General features: G+C 42.3%; 17 protein-coding genes. 12 read left to right on the forward strand and 5 right to left on the reverse strand.

Annotation, left to right across the window (positions count from 1 at the left end; genetic code table 11):
• Positions 1 to 23: 23 nt before the first annotated feature.
• The 5 genes from AAEZ00_RS14960 (at position 24) to AAEZ00_RS14980 (ending at position 5,687) form a co-directional block, all read left to right on the forward strand.
• Complete coding sequence (locus tag AAEZ00_RS14960) at positions 24 to 515, forward strand: hypothetical protein (RefSeq protein WP_124011720.1); 492 nt, start codon at positions 24 to 26, stop codon at positions 513 to 515.
• A gap of 72 nt (positions 516 to 587) precedes the next feature.
• Positions 588 to 1,319: a fimbrial biogenesis chaperone gene (locus AAEZ00_RS14965; RefSeq protein WP_124011721.1), complete on the forward strand. Its 732-nt coding sequence runs from the start codon at positions 588 to 590 to the stop codon at positions 1,317 to 1,319.
• 92 nt (positions 1,320 to 1,411) lie between these two features.
• Entirely contained in the window at positions 1,412 to 2,227 is an 816-nt protein-coding gene (locus AAEZ00_RS14970) for a fimbrial biogenesis chaperone (RefSeq protein WP_124011722.1), read from the forward strand.
• On the forward strand, positions 2,227 to 4,704 hold the full coding sequence (locus AAEZ00_RS14975) for a fimbria/pilus outer membrane usher protein (RefSeq protein WP_124011723.1): 2,478 nt from the start codon (positions 2,227 to 2,229) through the stop codon (positions 4,702 to 4,704). Before AAEZ00_RS14970 ends, AAEZ00_RS14975 begins: the two co-directional genes overlap by 1 nt.
• Positions 4,705 to 4,742: 38 nt before the next feature.
• On the forward strand, positions 4,743 to 5,687 hold the full coding sequence (locus AAEZ00_RS14980; RefSeq protein ID WP_124011724.1) for a hypothetical protein: 945 nt from the start codon (positions 4,743 to 4,745) through the stop codon (positions 5,685 to 5,687).
• 100 nt (positions 5,688 to 5,787) lie between these two features.
• On the opposite strand, the gene AAEZ00_RS14985 is transcribed toward AAEZ00_RS14980, so the two are convergent.
• The gene (locus AAEZ00_RS14985; RefSeq protein WP_351076052.1) at positions 5,788 to 6,456 is read right to left on the reverse strand and encodes a LuxR C-terminal-related transcriptional regulator; all 669 of its coding nucleotides are present in this window, start codon (positions 6,454 to 6,456) and stop codon (positions 5,788 to 5,790) included.
• A 1,481-nt stretch (positions 6,457 to 7,937) separates the two neighbouring features.
• Between AAEZ00_RS14985 and norV the strand changes: the two genes are divergently transcribed.
• The 3 genes from norV to AAEZ00_RS15000 all read left to right on the forward strand — a co-directional run bounded on the left by norV (position 7,938) and on the right by AAEZ00_RS15000 (position 10,998).
• Positions 7,938 to 9,443, forward strand: coding sequence for an anaerobic nitric oxide reductase flavorubredoxin (gene norV / locus AAEZ00_RS14990; RefSeq protein WP_124011726.1), 1,506 nt, complete (start codon positions 7,938 to 7,940; stop codon positions 9,441 to 9,443).
• Positions 9,440 to 10,585: an NADH:flavorubredoxin reductase NorW gene (gene norW / locus AAEZ00_RS14995; protein WP_124011727.1), complete on the forward strand. Its 1,146-nt coding sequence runs from the start codon at positions 9,440 to 9,442 to the stop codon at positions 10,583 to 10,585. The genes norV and norW overlap by 4 nt, the downstream gene beginning before the upstream one ends.
• Positions 10,586 to 10,662: 77 nt before the next feature.
• Positions 10,663 to 10,998 carry a TehB family protein gene (locus tag AAEZ00_RS15000; RefSeq protein WP_101032020.1) on the forward strand — a complete coding sequence of 112 codons (336 nt, stop codon included), beginning with the start codon at positions 10,663 to 10,665 and terminating at the stop codon, positions 10,996 to 10,998.
• Positions 10,999 to 11,390: 392 nt separating this feature from the next.
• Here the strand turns inward: AAEZ00_RS15000 and AAEZ00_RS15005 are convergent, their stop codons facing one another.
• On the reverse strand, positions 11,391 to 12,257 hold the full coding sequence (locus tag AAEZ00_RS15005) for an endonuclease/exonuclease/phosphatase family protein (RefSeq protein WP_267898627.1): 867 nt from the start codon (positions 12,255 to 12,257) through the stop codon (positions 11,391 to 11,393).
• Positions 12,258 to 12,517: 260 nt separating this feature from the next.
• Here AAEZ00_RS15005 and cls point away from each other — a divergent pair, with 260 nt between their 5' ends.
• Positions 12,518 to 13,972, forward strand: coding sequence for a cardiolipin synthase (gene cls / locus AAEZ00_RS15010; protein WP_124011729.1), 1,455 nt, complete (start codon positions 12,518 to 12,520; stop codon positions 13,970 to 13,972).
• A 66-nt stretch (positions 13,973 to 14,038) separates the two neighbouring features.
• Here cls and AAEZ00_RS15015 read toward each other — a convergent pair whose 3' ends face one another.
• The 3 genes from AAEZ00_RS15015 to AAEZ00_RS15025 form a co-directional block, all read right to left on the reverse strand.
• Positions 14,039 to 14,401: a hypothetical protein gene (locus tag AAEZ00_RS15015; RefSeq protein WP_351088951.1), complete on the reverse strand. Its 363-nt coding sequence runs from the start codon at positions 14,399 to 14,401 to the stop codon at positions 14,039 to 14,041.
• Between the two features lie 180 nt (positions 14,402 to 14,581).
• Complete coding sequence (locus AAEZ00_RS15020; RefSeq protein WP_351088953.1) at positions 14,582 to 15,247, reverse strand: DUF3047 domain-containing protein; 666 nt, start codon at positions 15,245 to 15,247, stop codon at positions 14,582 to 14,584.
• A 694-nt stretch (positions 15,248 to 15,941) separates the two neighbouring features.
• Positions 15,942 to 16,193, reverse strand: a complete 252-nt coding sequence (locus AAEZ00_RS15025) for a GlsB/YeaQ/YmgE family stress response membrane protein (RefSeq protein WP_101032025.1) — start codon at positions 16,191 to 16,193, stop codon at positions 15,942 to 15,944.
• Positions 16,194 to 16,993: 800 nt separating this feature from the next.
• Here AAEZ00_RS15025 and AAEZ00_RS15030 point away from each other — a divergent pair.
• The 3 genes from AAEZ00_RS15030 (at position 16,994) to AAEZ00_RS15040 (ending at position 20,777) form a co-directional block, all read left to right on the forward strand.
• Entirely contained in the window at positions 16,994 to 17,440 is a 447-nt protein-coding gene (locus AAEZ00_RS15030; RefSeq protein WP_351088955.1) for a c-type cytochrome, read from the forward strand.
• A gap of 3 nt (positions 17,441 to 17,443) precedes the next feature.
• Positions 17,444 to 18,832 (forward strand): cbb3-type cytochrome c oxidase subunit I, encoded by a 1,389-nt coding sequence (locus tag AAEZ00_RS15035; RefSeq protein WP_124011733.1) that lies wholly within the window; start codon positions 17,444 to 17,446, stop codon positions 18,830 to 18,832.
• Positions 18,833 to 18,935: 103 nt separating this feature from the next.
• Positions 18,936 to 20,777, forward strand: a complete 1,842-nt coding sequence (locus AAEZ00_RS15040) for a nitric oxide reductase activation protein NorD (RefSeq protein ID WP_124011734.1) — start codon at positions 18,936 to 18,938, stop codon at positions 20,775 to 20,777.
• Positions 20,778 to 20,932 lie beyond the last annotated feature (155 nt).

Below are 20,932 nucleotides of genomic sequence, written 5' to 3' on the forward strand. Positions count from 1 at the left end.
GAAATATTACAAGGAGTTTTACCATGAGAAAGATTACTTTAGTTGCAGCATCTTTAACAGCACTTTTCGCAAGTACAGCAAATGCCGGTGATGTTCAGTTAGTCGGTTATGTGCCCGCGGTTTGTGAGGTTTCAGGTCTAAATACCCAATTAAGAGATTTTGGTAACGTCTCGGGATCTGCCAATGCAGCAAATATTGGATTAACTGTTGAATGTAATGATGCTGACGGTGCAACGATACAAATGATCAGTGCTGAAGGTGGCCTTGAGTCAGATGATGCAGAGGATCAATCGCTTCCATATACCGCCACTTTGGCAATTGGTGCTTATCCAGATTTAGTTCTTAATGCGCCAGGCGGTGTTGGAACTAATGGTGCCAACGTCGATGCTTCATATTCAGCTACTGGATTGCTCGGTGGCGCTGCTGGTGTATTGTCGTTTATGACACCTGGTGGGGCAACTTGGTCTGGTGGTTATTCAGATACCTTAACAGTACAAATTGATGCGGCAAACTAATTTAGGTTAAGTAAATAAAACATGAGGGAGTATTACTCTCTCATGTTTCATTATCTTTTTGGGAAGTGACAGATGATAAAAAATAATAAAAAAATATCATGCCTATTAGCGCTGGCATGCCTTATTGGTGCCCTTGGTGTAACTAAGGTATATGCCTATAAAGTTCAGCCTATGGTGGCCGAAATGGAGCCTGTTGGCAGAAATGCCCAATTAACCTTGCGGGTTGAAAATAACGACAGCGAACCACTTACACTTGAAATGGTACCGCTTAAGGTGCTAATTAACAGTTCAGGCAATATTGAATATATTCCAGCTGATGATGATTTATTAATTATTCCGGTTACAACAGTATTGCAAGCTGGGCGTTCACAAGCTGTGATGGTGCGTTATTTAGGCGAACCTGATATTTCCCAGTCGCAAGCGTACAGCATAGGTTTTCGACAATTGCCCGTTACCGTGTCAGGGCAGAGTGCCACAAAATTGAGTCTAGCGGTCAATTTTAATACTTTGGTCAATGTAGTGCCGGCCAATGCTAAAGCCATTCTGGCCGTCGAAAATATCAGTTTTAAAGATAATAATTGGCAGGTAACGATTAATAATTCAGGTAACCGTTATGTGCGTCTTAGTAATACTCAATGGCGTGTCAGCGATGGTGTAAAGTCACTGCAGTTAACTAAAGAACAGCTTTCCGAATTAGTCTCCGGCAGTTTGATTTTACCGAACTCCTCTCGTACCTTAACCATGCAGCCAATTGAAACCTTGAGTATGGACAAACTTAATATTGAAATTGAAATGGTGAAATAGCGATTTTGATTTTATGGGATATCTATTATTGTAGTGGTGATGCTTAACGCTTGTTTAGACAATAGAATAACCTTAGCGTTACAGGGAGTTGTATGCACAGAAATTCACTAGGCTTGCATGCCGTGGTTGGTTGTTGCTTTATATTTACGCTTACACTGTCAATGGCAAAGGCTGTATATGGGATGGAAATATCTCCCATGGTTACCGCGCTTTCTATTGATAGCCGGCCTAATTATCAGCAAATTTTAATTAAAAATAATTCTAATGTTACATTGCCGGTTGAAATCGATGTTAATCGGATCCAGTTTAATCCGTTCGCCGTTGGTTCCAGTTATACCGTTGTACCTGAAACAACCCCTGATTTATTAGTATTCCCTCCCGCCATCGTGTTGGCCCCCGGGGCGGTGCAGTCGGTTCGCGTACAGTGGTTAGGACAAAAATCCCTGCCTGAGTCCCAAAGTTATTTTATTCGTTTTAGCCAACCTCAGTTGTCAGACGACAATACCAACAAGAGTGGGGTTAAGATCTTCGTCCATTTTAACGCGGCAGTACATGTGTCAGCCATTGGTATGAAGCCTCTGCTAGTGATAAAGCGCAATTCGATAACCCAGCAAGCTGCCAACGGCGAAAAGGAAAATCCCTCTCAAGATAAACAGGCAAAGGCCTCGGCTTTATTGCAATTCAGCATTGACAACCAAGGAGGAAAGTACGCCGATCTAAATGACTATCGCTTGATTATTACCCGGGTCGACGGTACCGAACTTACTATACAAGGGGAGGCGTTGGTCGCCGAGCAAACTAATACATTTTTCCCACCCAATTCGAAGCGCAATCTGTCTATTCACCTTGATAGGCCTTTATCCGTAGGATTTAGTTTAGCTCTAACCCCCATAGAGCGAGAACCCTAATGGCCAGGTTATGTAAACTATTGCTATTACTGAGCTTGTTGCCGCTTTCAGGTTTGGCGAACGAGGAGATAAAGTTAAACCCCACTGGGCGAGACATTCGTTTGCAGTGCCTATTGCGATTGCAAGATAGTGCGATTGGTGACGTCGAATTAATTATCACCGCAGATCAAAATATTGAACTCCCTGCAAAATCAACCTTGGCCTTACTTGCGGATACTATAGTGCCGGAAGTCCTCGAGGCATTAGCTGGGTACCAACATGATGATGTATTAAACCAAGCCGATTTTTCTCAGGTGGGGCTTAATTTGACTTTTGATATGTCGAGTTTAGAGCTGATCATGCAAGCTCCCATTGAGGCGCTTAAAGTAAGCGGTTTATCGTTTGCAGCTAAAAAAAATACCCGGCGTTATATCGACGCTTCAACGTTAAGCGGATATACCAACCTTTACTTATCGTCATCAAATACGGAAAATATAAGTGAAGAAAGTCAAGGTTTCACCGATTTCAACCATCTTATTGAGGCGGGGCTTAATTACCGCCATGCCTTATTAGAGTATGAAGCTGTCTATAATAAATTAGATGGTAAGTCAGGGGTGTATTCTCGCCAAGGTACTCGGCTTAATATTGACTTCCCCAACCAAGGTACTCGTATGGTGTTGGGGGATTTTTATAGCCGTCCCAGCGGTTTTCAAAATGGGGTCGATTTTCTTGGATTCGGAGTTTCTCGTGACTTTTCGCTTATTCCAACCCGTAATGTGAGGCCAACCGCTGCACGTCAATTTACCTTAGAGCGTACTTCCGAAGTCGATGTCCTGATTGATGGCGTGGTGGTCAAAAGACTAAGTTTAGGGGCGGGCTCCTATAATCTCGAGGATATTCCATTAGCAGAGGGGGTAAGTGATGTCGAGTTGCTGATAACCGATCGCAATGGTCGCCAAGAGCGAATTAACTTTAGTATCGCTACGGGTATGGACTTATTAAAACCCGGTGAATTTGAATATGCATTTAGCTCGGGAGTGAGTAGCGAATTAGTTGCAGATAAACTCAAATATGATAACGATGCATTTATTGTCGGTGGTATGTTTGAGTATGGCGTGTCGCCATCTCTGACCCTCGGCGTTAACCTGCAGGCGGCACAAGAGTTATATCAGCTAGGGCAGCGCAGTTTATTTGCTACGCCATTAGGTATTTTTGATTTAAATGTCGCTTATAGCCATCAAGATGTTGTCGGTGAAGGCGTGGCTGCCAGCCTAGGTTTCGATGTTGATTTTGCTGATGATCCTAATAACACTCAGCTCAGTTTCTTTCATGAGTATTTTTCGCAGTCATTTAGTCGAGTTGATGATTTCTTTTCGCAACAAAATATTTCTGCAATTAATCCAATAAACTTAATGCCTACGCTCAATATTAACAGGAACTTCTTTACCGGGCGTTATAGTCAATCGATCACCCAGGCTTTGCGTGTCAGTCTGACCGTTAACTATGTTGATTCATATCAGGAACAAGGTGACTATTGGACAATCAGCCCTGCACTCTCCGGCGATTTATTTGATACTCCTGCCAGTTGGAGTATTAGATTAACCCACAAAGATCGCCAGGATGATGCTAATGAATTTAATGCATTATTTACCTTAAGTTGGCCATTTGGGGGATATTCTCGCGTAATCAGCAGCTATAGTAGTGATATGGAAGATTTGCAAACTGAATATAGTTACCTTAAAGGCATAGGTAAAACGGGTGGCGTCAATATGTTTATTGGTGGTCAGCGCACGAGTGATACCGATGCCAACCTTGAAGCCGGTATAGATTACTCTGCAAATCGATATAATCTTAACCTACAGCATACTAGTCGCGTTAATGATTTAAGTAATAATGAGAGCAGCCATTTCAGCCGCGCAGAACTGGCTTCAGCATTGGTATTTTCTGGTGCAAACGTTGCGATTAGTCGTCCGGTTGGCGATAGCTTTGCCATTATACAACCCTACTCTAATCTGGCTAATAATCGCATTGATGTAGATATTTCAGATGAAGGTTCAAGGGTTTATACCGATGGGTTAGGCGCCATGGTTGTGCCAGATCTACCGGCTTATAGTGAGCAACTTATTTCCTATGAGGTGACTGATTTACCCCCTGGCTACGATTTAGGTGATGGGGTATTTGCGCTTAACCCAGGTTATAAACAAGGTTATTCGCTTAAGGTAGGGTCTGATGCCATTATCACAGCTATGGGCTCCTTATTTGATAAACAAACCGGTGAGCCTATTAGTTTATTAGCCGGACAAGCAATATCGCAAACGGATGAAAATTTTGAGGCTTTAGATTTTTTCACTAACCGCAGCGGTCGCTTTGCCATTAGTGGCCTTAAGCCTGGTAGTTACTTACTTAAGTTAAATAGCAAAAACGTACGAACATATCAGCTAGTCATAAGCGATGATAGCAAGGCTTTATTACGCTTAGGTAATCTTTATGTTGATTAACGCAGGGTGTATAGAGCACCAATATATCTGGAGTCCATATGACACTAACTAACCTTATCGAAGTGATCATGCCAAGGCTGAAACTGGCTTGCTGCGTGACGGCCATGTTTCTTGCTTCCTGTATTTATTCTGCTAGTGCTTTTGCGGCTTGTGAAGCAAGGGTACAAAGTGTCAGTTTAATGAGTTCAGGCGCACAAAATCAATATGATGTCTTTACCACAAGTCCATTTGGGTTAATGCAATACTACGAGGTGAAAGTGAGTTTTAGTGATCCTAACGAAGATTGTGCCTTAAGTTTAATGATTTCGACTATCGAGCAAGGCTATCAACTCTCGGGGCAAAGCGGAAATTCATTGACATTTTCCCCCTATCTTCAAACGTCAGGCAGTTTTATTCAAAATAGACACTGGTTTGCCGAGGTATCACCACAACAGTCCATTTTTCGATTTCAATTACGTTTCCCTGCGCAGCAATTTGGTTCAGAAGGAGACTATACCAATCAATTACTCGTGCAGCTTATTCCAAATCCTGAACAGTCTACAACTGTATTAGATGAACGTAATCAATTGATCTCTGCACGCATTCCTCCTGTTGCAAGCATCAGTTTCTATGGATTATCGCAACGACTTTATCCATTAGACCTTGGTCGCCTGACAACAGGAAAAAGGCTGAATATCGATCCTAATTTATTTATTCGAAGTACTGCTGGCTATGAAATTAGTTTCCGTTCAGATAATCAAGGTAAGCTTAGGCATCAAAGTAAACAAGAGCGTTGGGATATCGATTACATATTTAGTGTGGCTGACAGTGTCATTGATTTTACGGTAACGGGCAATCAGCTGGTTGTTAATGCGCCACAGAACCATAATGGGCAGAGGATACCTATGACTATCCAAATTGGTGAAACAGAAAATCGACCAGGGGGAATCTATGAAGATGAAATTCATATTGATATCAGTGCATCTGGTCTGGGAAGTTTTTAGTTTTGGTCGCTGTTAATGTTAGTTTAACCTAGTTTTTTATTTAAAATAAAAAATGCGACCATGATCAGTAAAAAGATCCCAGCTTAACACTTCAGTGAGGTTATTTATTGTCGTATCTTTGCAATTGTTTAAATGCAGATGGGTTATCCTTTGCCCAATTCGCTGCCTGGGTACGATTTTTAACTTCCGTTTTCTTAAATACTTTATAAAGATGTGATTTGACCGTGTGCTCACTCACAAATAGTGCATTGGCAATATCAATGTTGGATTTACATTCAGTCACTAATCTAAGTACATCGCACTCACGGCGAGTGAGGGAGACCATAGGTTGTTCAGGATGTATATCTTCTTTTCGGTAGTGTTGCAGTAACTGGCACATCATAGTTCTTGGTAACCAATATTCACCGGCGAGAATTTTTCGCATCCCCTGTAGCAATAAAACCAGTGAAGATGATTGTGGAAAAATACCGCAACAATTTGGCCAATCGAGTAAGTCTTGTTTATCGAATTTTTTAGAAGTATTGAGTAAAACGATATGCACTTGAGAAAGATTCGTATCAAACTGGATTTGCCAACAACGATCGTCAATATTGGGTAGGTTAGCCACATCAACAAGTAATAATGGATTTAATGCTCTATCGAGGTTCTCCAGTTCCATTTCATTACTAATAAATCGGGTCTCACAATCTAGACTCGTCTTTAAAAGATCAGCAAAGGCTCTACTCTGAATGGTCAACTTCGTGACTAAAACCAATGTAAGTTTAAGCATAATGAATAATTTCCTTATAACACAGTTGTGGTGCACACATCGCAGTATTTTACTGTTAGCACATACACTGGACTTTAAGCATTTAAATATTCCAGAACTGACCACAAACCATTGTTTATATTATTATTTAACACTCAACCTCGACAGATATTTGCCGTGATAAATGTTATCCCTCCATAAACCTTCTGTTGATTAATTTCCTAGTAGCGATTTAATAGCCACTCAAACCAAGATTGCATTACTTTGGCCATTTATAGCTGGGATAATTGCATTTTAAACCGCCGCTGAGCGACACGGTCGATATCACGCTTTATCGGCAAACTCAGCAGGCTCTCCCAGATCAACCCCTCGACTAAAAGTGGCTGACGCGTAACAACTTTTTTCGGTATCCTATCACTTTTAAATTCATTGAATAACAGTTCAATTTGCCAGCGACTAGGGTAAAGCTTGATCACTTCTTGGCGACTAAACTTATTGTGCGGAAGTTAGTCATCCACCATAGATAACACTTTTATTTCTTAAGCAAAAATAATTCCATGCGACGTTGGTATCATCGCCAGTTAACATCAATCTCCGGACGCTGTGTTAGCGTTCCACAGCGTGGGTATATTCAACCGATTATCATCAATAAATTGTCTTGGCTGTTGTCTTGCAATGATAATTCCCATGACTATTGTGCTTGTAATTAGTTTCACCCCCGCTAAATCTACTTATTCCAATAGTTTTTTATCCTAGCGCTAGAGATCGTGTCTATGTACGCTAGCAAAAAAATGACACGTTTCTAGAAAAGAATAGCACATTCCCTAAGATTGAGCCTTTTTAGTAAATCATCCTTAGAATCCAATAAAAACCATCGCACTTTGTATGAGACTTGCCAGCACTTAACATGTTAAATGAAAATGAGGAATATCATCACCTCACATTATCGAGCAACTCTACTCCTTGCTGACCAAGCTTAACAAATTAGCCAAGCTATTACTTTAATCAATAACATAGCCTCTTTCAGCATTTATTGCGATACATTTTAGGACTATTCAGGTACTCAATTGGGGGGCTTTTTCAATAGAGTGAGCTCTAGATAATTAACATTACATAATGAATTCTGAGCAATGTTTCAGGTTTACATCAGAAAAGCGGCCTGCTTACTCACGGTTATTACCATAAGGAGTCTCGTCTAGCTCACTATCATGTGTCTTGGTCTAGCCATGATTCATTACCGCCAAGCAAGTAAGGGTGACCAAAGACTAGGCGGCCAGTGATCAGGTCTTTATTAGACTCTTGAGAGGACACTACCTTGAACGTGTCATTTTGACACGTGGGTGTTATTAAGACACCTTTTAGAGTTGTTAATATGACAACGACTAAACTTTAATTTAAATAATTACCCAATTAATCAGTTACTTAACTAGTTGGCATGCAGTCTGCATTAAAATATTTAACTTTATGAATTTGTAACTTTTCAATTTAATACAGGTGTAAATATGACAATTCACATTAAAAATAATATCGACTGGGTTGGCCAACGTGATTGGGAAATATTGGATTTTCATGGCACTGAATATAAAACAACCAAAGGGACGAGTTATAACAGTTACCTTATCCGTGAGCAAAAAAATGTCTTAATCGATACCGTTGATCATCGCTTCAGCCTGCAGTTTATTCAAAATCTTGAGATGGAAATTGACCTAGATAAGATTGATTACATTGTTATTAATCATGCTGAAGAAGATCATTCAGGCGCGTTAGCGGCTCTGATGGCTAAAATCCCTAATACCCCGATTTACTGTACCGAAAATGCTATCGATTCCATTACTGGCTTACATCATCATCCAGAGTGGCATTTCAATATTGTCAAAACCGGCGACACGCTAGATATCGGTAACGGCAAGCAGTTGGTGTTTATTGAAACGCCTATGCTGCATTGGCCAGACAGTATGATGACCTATCTAACCGAGGATGCCGTATTGTTTAGTAACGATGCATTCGGTCAACATTACTGCGATGAGCATCTGTTTAACGATGAGGTTGATCAGATTGAATTGATGGACCAATGTTTACGTTATTACTCCAATATTTTAACTCCGTTTAGCTCACTGGTTACCGCTAAAATTAACGAGGTGCTGAGCTTTAATCTGCCAGTTGATATTATTGCCACCGCCCATGGCGTAGTGTGGCGCGATGACCCTACCCAGATTATTCATCAATATCTGCAATGGGCAGATAATTATCAGGAAGACAGGATCACTATTTTTTATGATTCAATGTCTAATAATACCCGCATGATGGCTGATGCCATTGCTCAGGGGATCCACGATGTTGATCCTGGGGTGTCAGTTAAAGTCTTTAATGTGGCCCGCCATGATAAAAATGACATCTTAGCCAATGTGTTCCGCTCTAAAGGCATATTAGTGGGTTCATCTACCATGAATAATGTGATGATGCCGAAAGTCGCTGGGATGCTAGAAGAGATCACCGGCCTGCGTTTTAAAGATAAAAAAGCCGGTGCCTTTGGCAGCTACGGTTGGAACGGCGGTGCGGTCGATCGTATTCACACCCGTCTTACCGATGCCGGATTTGATACGATTGTGGGCCTAAAAGCAAAATGGCGACCTGATGGTAAAGCCATGCGCGAATGCCGCGACCATGGGCGACAGATTGCCAAAAACTGGGCATGGCATGATCTTAGTAATGTTAAATCCATTTCACCAGCATCCCTAGCCAAAAACAATCAAGCCACTGCCACCGCTAAGCCAGCAACTAAGTCTCGGGAAAGTAAACCTGAATGCGGGGCTGCTTCGGCAATTGATGATTCACAAAATATGTTATGCACTGTGTGTAACTGGGTTTATGAGCCAGTATTGGGCGAACCTAATCAAGATGTTGAACCAGGAACACCGTGGAGCGAAGTACCAGATGTCTTTCTCTGTCCAGATTGCGGCCTTGGCAAAGAGGTATTTATCCCTATTGAAGCAAGGAAAGTATCATGAGTGCACCCATCATCATTATTGGTAGCGGCTTTGGCTCATATCAGTTAATCAAAACCATTAGGCGCACAGATCAGCACATACCTATAACTGTTTTTACCCTCGATGAGGGCCACGATTATAATAAGCCTGATTTGAGCCATGTATTTAGTAATCAACAAAGCAGTGCGGATTTAATTCGCCTCAGTGCGCAGGAATTTGCCTCTGAGAATAATATTACTCTGCATGCTTTTACTCAGGTTGACTGCATTGATAGCGATCAACAGGCGGTATTTGTTAAAGGTGTCGCCTACCCTTACACAAAATTGGTGCTGGCAACGGGGGCAAAAACATTTGTTCCACCGATGCTTGGTAATGCAACCGACAAGGTGATCACCTTAAATAGTTTGCGCGAGTTTGAAACTGCGCAGCTGCAGCTACAGAATGCGCAGCGGATTTTAGTGATTGGCGCCGGCATTATCGGTACTGAAATAGCAATGGATCTTAACCGTTGCGGTAAAAGCGTAGTAGTTGTAGATCCAAGCAACGGCCTTATGGCAACGATGCTGCCAGATATAGTCGCCAGTGTATTACAAAAGAAGATGACCGAAACAGGTGTTGAATTTGAGTTTGGCCGCACCATTAGCTCCTTAAACCAAACCGGATCAGGAATTTGTGCCACACTCAGCTCGGGTAAAACACATATTGTTGATTGTGTCATTTCAGCGGCGGGGTTAAAGGCTAATGTGGGTTTAGCTCAAAAGTCGGGATTCAAGGTCAACAACGGCTTGGTGGTTAATCAGCAGCTGCAAACCTCAGTTAATAATGTGTATGCCTTGGGAGACTGCGCCGAGATAAACGGCAAGGTGATGTCCTACCTGCAGCCGATTATGTTAAGCGCCAATGCGTTAGCGAAAACCTTATTAGGCCAACCGACAGATTTGAAACTGCCTGCTATGCTGGTCAAAGTTAAAACGCCGCAAATGCCTATCCAATTAGGCGGTAATACCGTCATAGATGTTGCATCCTGGCAGGTTGATATTGATGCTTTAGGTTGCTCAGTAAAAGCGTATAACGAGCAAAAAGAGATCATCGGCTTTGTGGTAACAGAAGGACACATGAAAAACACCTTTCCACTGCTGAGAGCCTTGCCAGCTAATCTTTAGTATTTAGTATTTAGTATTTAGTATTTAAACCAGTAGGCTCAACTAAGCCTGCTAATGTATCAATTTAGGAGAGAATGATGTCTCATCAACGTATTCCAGCAAACTGGACCATTCAACGCTCTACCCCATTTTTCACCACTAAAAATGTGCCTGATGCGCTACTTAACCACCACAATACCGCTGAAGGTGTCTTCGGCCAATTATGTGTGATGGAAGGTGTAGTCACGTATTTTGGTTTTGCAGACAGCGAAGCGACTGAGCCAGAAGTGAAAGTAGTGATTAATGCTGGCCAGTTTGCCACCAGCCCGCCAGAGTACTGGCACCGCATTGAATTAAGCCCTGATGCACAATTCAATATTAATTTTTGGTCCGATAAGGATAAAACTGGTCAAGCTATGTTTAATAAGAAGTAATAAGATAAATTACCCCGCGACTTCGCTTCGCTCTGATCACGGGGTTTTCTCTACAGATTAGATAAAGCAGTGACACAACACTTTTTTACTCGAAAAACGACTTAAAGATAAGATTCAGATGTACCAAAATGAAGAGAATAGCAGGGAGAGCATAATGTAATATTATGCTCTTACCGTGATAACGTGAGCAAAAAATGACACACCATGGGTAAACTTTGTAGGCGTTCCCTATTGAGATTTAAACGTGAACGATTTAAAACGCTGTGTTTTCTACATTCGAATTTTTAATTTTACTTAATTTTTATTAATACGTTAATAATTTAACCATAGTGAGCACTGTTCGCAAAAAAACCAAAAAACCAAAAAACCAAAATCACCATAAGCTATGTGGTTTAACTTTCGCCTAATCTAAACTGTGCCAACAAAGGATGATGATCCGATGTTTGGGTGGTGATCACCCTTGCAGACTCTAACGTCAGTCCCCGGAAATAAAGGTGGTCAATGGGGTAGCCCATCACAGTTGTTCGGGTGTCTTCTGCTGGTGTTACCTCTTTCAACCCTAATGCCTTTGTCGTCTGAGCTAGCATGGACAATCTAGCGGAGCGCCATGTATTTAAATCACCACCGAAAATGATTGGGCCTTTGTGGGCTCTCAATGCCGGTAACAGCTGCTGTAACTGCTCAGTGTAACTATCTAGAGCGTATTCAAAGTTAATACTGTGTAGATTTGCCACTAGCAAGGTTTCACCATTGGACAAGGGGAAGTAACTTAACAGACTCGACTTGGGAAATTGAATTAGGGGTTCGGCCGTCAAATATCCACAACTTTGACTCGCTGCAACTTCAGACATATTCATTACACCAAGCGGTATATCACCTTGACGAAAGGCTTGTACCATCGCCAATTGCTGCTGGTTTTGTTGGCGCCACTGTTGAAAATTGTCAGATAACTTAACCTCTTGCAGCAACAATAATTGATTCTGCTTGGCCAGTTGGCTTAACAGCGTTTGCCAGCCTGCATTTTGCTGTTTATAGATATTCCAGCTCGCGACAGCCAGTTGACCATCCATATCCAAATTGGCTTTAGGTATGGCATCAACACATTGAGCAGCAAACGACTCTTGCTCACTATTAATCACCTGAGGTTTAGTCGCAAACTGAATAAACAATGGCACAACCACTACTGTCGTCATTATTAATATGACGATAACAAGACTCCCCCATCGAGCAAGCCCTAGCAGCTTGTGCTTTGGTTGCAATCTTGGTATTGATGTTGGCTTTGAGCGAAAAATGCCGATTGACGATACCTCTATTCATTTTACGGGTGATGTTTGAACGTTATGCTTGAGCTTGGTTAACACCCGTTTGATTAAGACTAGCACCTTTATAATAAAACAAACTGTTTGATATACCCAGCCGTACAGATGGCAGGTGGTAGATGGTAGATGGTAGATCAAATAGTTTGAAACCTGATATGATAAATATATCTTTTTCTGCATGATTGATCCACTGGCTTGCTATGGTTGAGCTTTACAAAGTATTAACGTTAATCAGCGTGTTAGCCTATTGGCTGATCATTGCCGGGATCACCACTCGTATTGTCTATAAACGGCGCTCTGTGGGCGTATCCTTAGCTTGGATGATGCTAATCTATGTGGTCCCCATCATAGGCATTGTGCTTTATTTTCTCGTTGGCGAGCTGAACCTTGGTAAGAAGCGCGCAGCCAGAGCCAAAGAAATGTATATCCCCTATCGGAAATGGCTTAGCCGGCTTTTCACTACCCAGCAATATCGTCCGCAAAATTTAAATGATTACACCATTACCATAAGCCAATTATGCGAAAAACGCCTCGGGATCCCGACATTATCCAATAATCAACTCACGCTTAAATCATCACCCGACACAATTTTAACTACCCTGATCCAAGATATCCAACAAGCACAGACGTCGGTTCATGTAGAGTTCTATATTTGGCATCCCGGCGGACTTGCTGACCAAGTTGCCCAAGTCCTTATCCAAGCCGCTCAACGTGATGTGGCAGTAAAAATCTTATTAGATGCAGCAGGAAGCCGAACATTTTTTAACAGCAAGTGGCCAAAATTGATGCGCGATGCAGGCATAATTATTATTTCGGCGCTATCCGTTTCTCTTGTACGTATGTTATTCCGCCGGCTCGACATCCGACTTCACCGTAAAATAGTCGTGATAGACAACCAAATCGGTTATACCGGTTCAATGAATCTCATTGATCCCAAGTTTTTTAATCAAAGTGCCGGAGTGGGTGAGTGGATAGATGTTATGGTCAGGATCACCGGCTCCAATGTGCCAGTGCTTAATTGTATTTTCGCGTGGGATTGGGAAACCGAAACCGACCAAAGAATGTTACCTGAGCCTCCAAAATGTTATCCCCATGAAGATAAAGCATCCGACATGGTTCAAGTCATCCCTTCTGGACCTGGCATGCCTGAGGACATGATCCAGCAGGTTTTATTGCTGAGTATCTATCAAGCGAAACACAGCATCACCATCACCAGCCCTTATTTTGTGCCCAGTGAAAACCTACTCTTTGCGTTGACTGCTGCATCCTTGCGTGGTGTGCAGGTTAATTTAATCATACCCGACAAAAACGACTCACTGATGGTGGAATGGGCAAGCAGGCCTTTCTTTGGTGAATTACTTAATGCGGGCGTAAATATTCATCGTTTTGCTGGCGGCTTACTGCACACAAAATCAGTCGTAATTGATCTGCACCATAGTCTAATCGGTACTGTTAACCTTGATATGCGCAGCCTGTGGCTTAACTTCGAAGTCACTCTTTCTGTAGACAATGTAGAATTTACTCAGTCCCTCAGTCAAGTCCAACATCAATATATGGCTAACTCGATAAAAATGGATGCTCGTCAGTGGCGCAAAAGACCTTTGATCAAACGATTAGTGGAACAGTTTTTTTACTTATTCAGCCCACTGCTTTAACGATAAAACAAGCAATGCGGCTTACTCGAGGCCGCATAGCCAGTTCTAGCTTTCAACAATAGTAACTTAACAAATATCACCCGTATCAATCACAGGTTTAACGACTGCTGCACCGATAATGAGCAATATTAAAAAGGGCACTGCATGGCACAAAATCATCGGGTACTTGGCAACTAAAGCCCTTGTTGGGATGAAAAAGTAAGGGTCCACTTTACCTAATAACTTATAGGCAGGCATCAATATTGGCTTAAACCAAGTTTGAAAATAATAGCCACTAACAGCCACTATCTGTACTTCAATAAGTAATAACAATAAATCAAGCCCAACAGCATCAACAAGCACAGCTAAAGACACTAACTCTGGGTTAAGTAACAATACACAGATAACCGATATTATTACTATCTTCCAAATCCACTTTTTGATGTTCATAAATCTTCCATGATTAAGCAAATTAATACTTAAAATGTAAATCAATACTTTAAATGCAAATCAATATTTTAAATGTAGTCAAACACCCATAAAATTACCGGCTGACTCGCTAGCTAAACGTAAGTAAAAATATTGTATTGATTTAATTTTATGTTATTTCAATCGCTGATTAACAAGTCGCTACATTGCACTGAATACTATGTCACCATAATAAGATTCAGCTTCTTTTCCACTATTATCAGTGTCGGTCATAATCGCGATAATGTCTATATATTGATAAGCTTTCTGGTTAGCTTGCTCACTACCTTTGTCACCAAAAATATCAATCAAGTCTTGGTATACATTACGTTTTTCTTGGTACCACTGACCCTTTTGCGCTTCCTTTCCTCGAACAGACATCATTTTGACACTTGAGCCAGCAAACGCATTATCCCAAACCAAGTCTTTATCTTGATTACTCGACCAAACATAGTTTAATGATTTGGTTTTCCACACCATAAAACCACCATCGATAACCACGTAAATTCGAGCGACAAAGTCATCGCCTTTTTTACTGCGCTCATCTAACTGCAGCAGCGTTTTTTCGACTAACCAACTCCAGTTTAGGTAAGGCGTTGCAGTAAGATCAATTTGCTGTTCTAACACTAACCCTGATGCGGCATTATGACTGAGTGCTTTTAGCGCCAAGCGCCCTTTATATTCATCTATGGTGTAAATTGATTCACCTGAGAATTCTTTGGGTTCCCAGCTATCAATCCCCTTGTCACTCAATGAGGTCAGGTTAGTAGCAGCGGTCACATTCAAGCAAACGATTATGCTAAAAAGTAAAATAGTCCATCGAAGCATGTGGTCCTCCTATCACTACACTAAGTGGTATAACGCCGAACACTGATACATTTATCAGTGAGTTTGATCTAAGCCATAATGATAACTAAAGACGACCAAGTCACATTTATAATCAATAACATAGTCTCTTTCAGCATCCATTGCGATAGTCTTTGTTTATTCAGGCACATACATAGAGCTCATTTCTCAGTAAATTGAGCCCTAGATAATTAACCATGACCACTATGGCTGAAGTAAACCAACAAAAGAGGCCGATTTACTCATACACATATTCATATTCAGAACAATACTCATAAGGCGTGTTGTATCGGCTCACAATAGTGTTGTCATGGTTATGCTATAGCAGTTTGCGTTTTTGAGTACTTATACCCAAGCCACTTCAACATGCTCTTTTCAGCGCTCCCGAAGGATAACTGGACAAGACAGTGATTGAAGAGACTGTATCGCAAGAGCCTAGATCGCTACGCTGCTAGGACGCTGCGCGGCGAGATCCTATAAAATCTTAGCAGCGAAGCTGTCGCTAGCCCTGATATGACAAGCCAAGGGCCTAGGTGCCAGACCGCTCTATCCGTGAGCGCAGCGACCCTAGAACCTAGCAGACCGAAGGCTGCCCTATTCCTAGCACCTTGAACTCGGTCTCTTCTGGACATACACAACCCTGCATTTCGAGGTCGTTTGGGTATATGTTAGCTTGCTATAGCTTTTTAATAAGGCCAACAACAAATAACAAGATGACAGCACCCGCCGTTGCGGTAATAATTGAACCCAGTAGCCCTCCCATAGAAATGCCTAGTAAACTAAATACAAACCCCCCGACCACTGCCCCTACAATACCGACTACGATATTACCGAGTAGACCAAAGCCCATCCCTTTCATTAACGTCCCAGCCAACCAGCCGGCTAATGCGCCAATGGCTAACGTAATCAATAAGCCTGTTATATCCATAATTCACTCCTGTTAATAACCCATGTTGATATTTTTTTACAATCTAACACTTCCAACACAGAGGCAGCGTTACTGAGTCCCTGAGTTAACTTATTGACCACCTCTTTTACCTGAAGTCGCAGGCTATGGCGGCAACGTCAGTTTTGAAGGCTTATTCCTTGGCATAGGTGCTCCATCACACCATCAGCCGAATGGATAAATGACGTTTAAAAATTTATGCTCTAATGTTCAGCGATCAAATACTAAGATCCACTCTCAGCTACGACCTTCACGCCCCCCCCCTTATATTGAAAAACCAAAAAGAGGAAAAGCAAAAAGAGGAAAAGCAAAAAGAGAATTTTTCTCGCTTTGTGCCATTTTTACGCTTAACCAAGTCACCCATTTTCATTTTATAAAAAAGCTTATTGAACAAGACCAAAGTGACACGTTTCTATTGAGTCTTGTAGATACCCCTCCATCATCGCATCAACTTTAGCAGTATCAATTAGCATTTAACAGTCCCCAAAAACTTGCTATGTGGCTGGTGATGAACAAAGTCATAGGATCATCAAGCCTGTTCCCCTGGTGGTTAATTGTTAGAGTATCCGAATAACTGGGAGAGCAGCCCGGGATAGGCTTTTTTAGGGAGATATTTGATCAAAAAAATCAAGCTAAACAACTCTGGTTACAAATAGTGTCATGTCCCTGTGTCGATTATGTCTAATAATTCCAGTGAATAATTCAGTGTGCACTACACTTAGTTGACCTTTTAGCTAATCTTTGACCAAAAGTTAAAGTAAGTAAGTATAAGGGATAGCAATATGTCAGACACTTTTACGAAAGGTATGGCTCGAAATATCTACTATGGCGGCAGTGTGTTTTTTATACTATTGTTTGCCGGCCTCGCTATGCATACCACCAGAGAAATGCCCAAATCTGATCATCGAGAGAACCTCACCCAAGCCGTTGTAAACGGTAAAGCCGTATGGGAAGACAACAACTGTATTGGTTGCCATACACTCATTGGTGAAGGCGCTTATTATGCGCCAGAGTTGGGAAATGTTTTTTATCGCCGCGGTGGCGGTGATCTCGATGCATTTAAAGGCTTTATGCAAGGTTGGATGAAAATTCAACCTCTCGGTATCCCTGGACGTCGACAAATGCCTCAATTTAACTTAACGGAACAACAGGTTAACGATTTGGCAGAGTTCTTGAAATTCACCGCTGAAATAGATGTTAACAGCTGGCCACCGAACATTGAGGGTTAAGCAATGAGCACTTTAAAATTTCAATCTCAATCAGTTGCGACACCTTACTTTATATTTGCGCTTATTTTGTTTACCGGACAAATTCTATTTGGCTTGGTGATGGGCTTGCAATATGTCGTAGGAGATTTTCTCGCGGGGATCATTCCCTTTAACGTTGCTCGAATGGTGCATACTAACTTACTCATCGTTTGGCTATTATTTGGCTTTATGGGTGCCGCTTATTTCCTTGTTCCCGAAGAGTCTGAAACCGAATTGTATAGCCCTAAACTCGCTATCCTGCTTTTCTGGGTATTTGCAGTTGCTGCCACACTCACAGTGTTGGGTTATTTGTTGGTGCCCTATTCAAGATTGGCTGAGATCACGGGAAATGAGTATTTCCCGACGATGGGGCGGGAGTTCTTAGAGCAGCCCACAATTACTAAAATTGGCATTGTTATCGTCTGTCTCGGTTTTCTGTTCAATATCGGCATGACCATGTTGCGCGGCCGAAAAACGGTGATAAACATGGTACTGCTCACCGGGCTAATTGGTCTGGCTGTCTTTTTCCTGTTTTCTTTCTACAATCCGTCCAACATTGCTATGGATAAATTCTATTGGTGGTTTGTGGTCCACCTCTGGGTGGAAGGCGTGTGGGAATTAATTATGGGTGCGATCCTCGCCTTTATACTGATCAAGATCACTGGTGTTGACCGGGAAATTATTGAGAAATGGCTGTATGTAATTGTGGCGATGGCATTGATCTCCGGACTACTGGGAACTGGGCATCACTTTTTTTGGTTAGCCACCCCAGAATACTGGCAATGGGTGGGTTCGGTATTCTCCGCGTTAGAACCTTTACCTTTCTTTGCCATGGTGCTGTATGCATTCAACATGGTCAATAACCGCCGCCGAGAACATCCAAACAAAGCCGCCACGCTGTGGGCGTTAGGAACGGCAGTGATGGCATTTCTGGGCGCTGGTGTGTGGGGATTTTTACATACATTGGCACCGGTTAATTTCTACACTCACGGTACCCAAATCACTGCGGCACATGCCCATATGGCGTTTTACGGTGCCTATGCAATGATAGTACTCACCATTATTTCCTATGCTATGCCGAAGTTACGCGGTATCGGCGAAGCATCGAGTAAAAAAGCGCAAGTACTTGAAATGTGGGGATTCTGGCTAATGACGGTTGCCATGGTCTTCATTACGCTGTTCTTAACTGGAGCTGGGGTATTGCAGGTCTGGTTACAACGTCTACCTGAAGGCGGCGAAGCACTCAGCTTTATGGAAACCCAAGATAAATTATCAATTTTCTATTGGGCACGAGAAGCGACGGGGGTCATATTTTTGATCGGCTTAATAACCTATATGTGTAACTTTATTGTCGATAGAAAGGTCGCTAAATAGCGAACTGAACAATGGACTGCTTTAATCGAATAGAGTTATCGCGGAGTCGTTATTGCCGCTAGTTCCCCCCTATTTTTATCACCATGGAGGCACATAAACTAAAATGGAAGAATGGGTGGGAAGTATTTGGCATAAGTTCATTGTGCAAAAGAGCAACACTGAATTTGATCATGCCCGAGTTCAATTTGATGATATCAAGAAATCCGTTGGGGTGATTTTTCGCGCACTAGGAGGCTCACCGACAAAACGCGTCGAAGCCGCAGTGCCGCGTGATTATTATGCTCATAGAAATTTTATCGATAAAATTTCTGGCGCCAAACAACAAGTCAGCCTTGCTTGGCAAGACGAAACCAGCCTTCGTCTGCCGCAATCCATCGCTATTTTTGATACACCACAACTCAATAAAGAACTCTACCTCTGGCTTGCTGCCCTTGCCCCGCATTACCCAGAGCAGTTCACCCACTGGGCCAGAGACAATCAAGCTGTCGTAGCCAAAGTACTCAATAAATGCCCCGCTCTAAGGCCTCGTTATCAACGACTGGTGACAGCAATACTCAAGCAACGAGTTCCTGTTGAAGCATTGCCTAAATCCTTACAACCGCTCGAACGGGCAGTGATCCAAGCAATAACCCACCCTGGATCTATTATTGAATTTCCGGTTGCACACTATGCACCTCAAGCCATTTATATCTGGTTGTACCCCAATGAGAACGTCAAAGATAACCCCTTTAGCGCGGCAGATATTGATTGCCAAGAAGAGCAAGGTTCATCCGCGGCAACTAAGCAGCAAAGCGTACAGGCTAGAAAAAAATCACAGCGAATAGAAGAAGATGACACCAAAGACAGTCTGATGGTTTTTCGCTTAGAAAACTTGTTCTCGTGGAGCGAGTTTTCTAGGGTGAATCGCGCAGAGGACGACACCGAAGACGATGATGCCCAAAGAGTGGCTGAAGACCTTGATATTATTACGGTGGCAAAGGGCTCAAAGCAAAAAACCGCCAAGCTTAAAATAGATCTCGACTTACCTTCTGCAATTGAGGATGACTTGCCCTTAGGGAAAGGCATTACGCTGCCAGAGTGGAATTACAAATCGAATCAACTGGTGGCTGAGCGTTGTCTATTACAACCTATGTTGCCCCGCGACAGTAAGCCGCAGCCATTGCCGCGGTCATTAGACTCAGCTGCCAAAAAGATCCGCCAACAATTCCAGCAACTGCAAAGTATTAAAAACTGGCAAAAATCTCAGCCGAGCGGAGATGAAATTGATTTAACCGCTTGGTTGGATTTCCATATTGAAAGTCAGACCTCTATGGCGCAAGAAACTGGACTCTACGTTAGGTTTCAGAACTGCCAGCGTGACATAAGCTGCTTGTTACTCTCGGATCTGTCTATGTCGACAGATGCCTACATCAATAACCAACTTAGGGTCATTGATGTCATCAAGGACAGCATGCTGCTATTCAGTGAAGCTTTGGCGGCTGTGGGCGATCCATTTGCGCTGTATGGTTTCTCATCGGTAAAGCGCCATCACGTTAGGTTTACACTATTAAAGAACTTTGCCGAACCCTACAATGATCATATACGTGGCAGGATCCTAAGTTTGCGGCCAGGCTTTTATACCCGAATGGGTGCCGCCATCCGCCAAGCGAGCAATATTTTGGCGGAACAAACACACCACCGAAAGTTGCTGCTTATTTTGACTGATGGCAAGCCGAATGATATCGATAATTACGAAGGTCGATATGGCATTGAAGATACCAAGCAAGCGATTATCGCTGCCCGCCGCCTTGGACTCATTCCATTTTGTATCACCATAGATCAAAAGGCTGACCAATACCTGCCTTATATTTTTGGCCATAATGGCTTCAGCGTTATCTTTGACCCAAGCCAGTTACCGACAAAATTGCCACACTTATATCATCAGCTCACCCAATCTTCTTACTAGACTTTATTAAGCAAAGGAGACCTAAATGATTGAAAAAGTTCCCTGTTTGTATTGCCAGACTGAAAATACACTTGATAGTAAAACGGCGAGGTATTTGACCGACCCCGTTCCTGTCTGTTGCCACTGTGGTATGGCTTTACCAAAAGCGCACCCTA

Origin of the sequence: Shewanella sp. S1-49-MNA-CIBAN-0167 (genome assembly GCF_040310145.1) — a bacterium.
Lineage (GTDB): Bacteria > Pseudomonadota > Gammaproteobacteria > Enterobacterales > Shewanellaceae > Shewanella > Shewanella psychromarinicola.

Excerpts from the sequence above, each read along its gene's own strand:
- AAEZ00_RS15015 (WP_351088951.1), bottom strand. The coding sequence starts at position 14,401 with ATGAACATCAAAAAGTGGATTTGGAAGATAGTAATAATATCGGTTATC.
- AAEZ00_RS14970 (WP_124011722.1), top strand. The coding sequence starts at position 1,412 with ATGCACAGAAATTCACTAGGCTTGCATGCCGTGGTTGGTTGTTGCTTT.
- AAEZ00_RS14975 (WP_124011723.1), top strand. The coding sequence starts at position 2,227 with ATGGCCAGGTTATGTAAACTATTGCTATTACTGAGCTTGTTGCCGCTT.
- AAEZ00_RS15020 (WP_351088953.1), bottom strand. The coding sequence starts at position 15,247 with ATGCTTCGATGGACTATTTTACTTTTTAGCATAATCGTTTGCTTGAAT.
- norW (WP_124011727.1), top strand. The coding sequence starts at position 9,440 with ATGAGTGCACCCATCATCATTATTGGTAGCGGCTTTGGCTCATATCAG.
- AAEZ00_RS14960 (WP_124011720.1), top strand. The coding sequence starts at position 24 with ATGAGAAAGATTACTTTAGTTGCAGCATCTTTAACAGCACTTTTCGCA.
- AAEZ00_RS15025 (WP_101032025.1), bottom strand. The coding sequence starts at position 16,193 with ATGGATATAACAGGCTTATTGATTACGTTAGCCATTGGCGCATTAGCC.
- AAEZ00_RS14965 (WP_124011721.1), top strand. The coding sequence starts at position 588 with ATGATAAAAAATAATAAAAAAATATCATGCCTATTAGCGCTGGCATGC.
- cls (WP_124011729.1), top strand. The coding sequence starts at position 12,518 with ATGGTTGAGCTTTACAAAGTATTAACGTTAATCAGCGTGTTAGCCTAT.
- AAEZ00_RS15030 (WP_351088955.1), top strand. The coding sequence starts at position 16,994 with ATGTCAGACACTTTTACGAAAGGTATGGCTCGAAATATCTACTATGGC.
- AAEZ00_RS15000 (WP_101032020.1), top strand. The coding sequence starts at position 10,663 with ATGTCTCATCAACGTATTCCAGCAAACTGGACCATTCAACGCTCTACC.
- AAEZ00_RS15040 (WP_124011734.1), top strand. The coding sequence starts at position 18,936 with ATGGAAGAATGGGTGGGAAGTATTTGGCATAAGTTCATTGTGCAAAAG.
- AAEZ00_RS14980 (WP_124011724.1), top strand. The coding sequence starts at position 4,743 with ATGACACTAACTAACCTTATCGAAGTGATCATGCCAAGGCTGAAACTG.
- norV (WP_124011726.1), top strand. The coding sequence starts at position 7,938 with ATGACAATTCACATTAAAAATAATATCGACTGGGTTGGCCAACGTGAT.
- AAEZ00_RS14985 (WP_351076052.1), bottom strand. The coding sequence starts at position 6,456 with ATGCTTAAACTTACATTGGTTTTAGTCACGAAGTTGACCATTCAGAGT.
- AAEZ00_RS15035 (WP_124011733.1), top strand. The coding sequence starts at position 17,444 with ATGAGCACTTTAAAATTTCAATCTCAATCAGTTGCGACACCTTACTTT.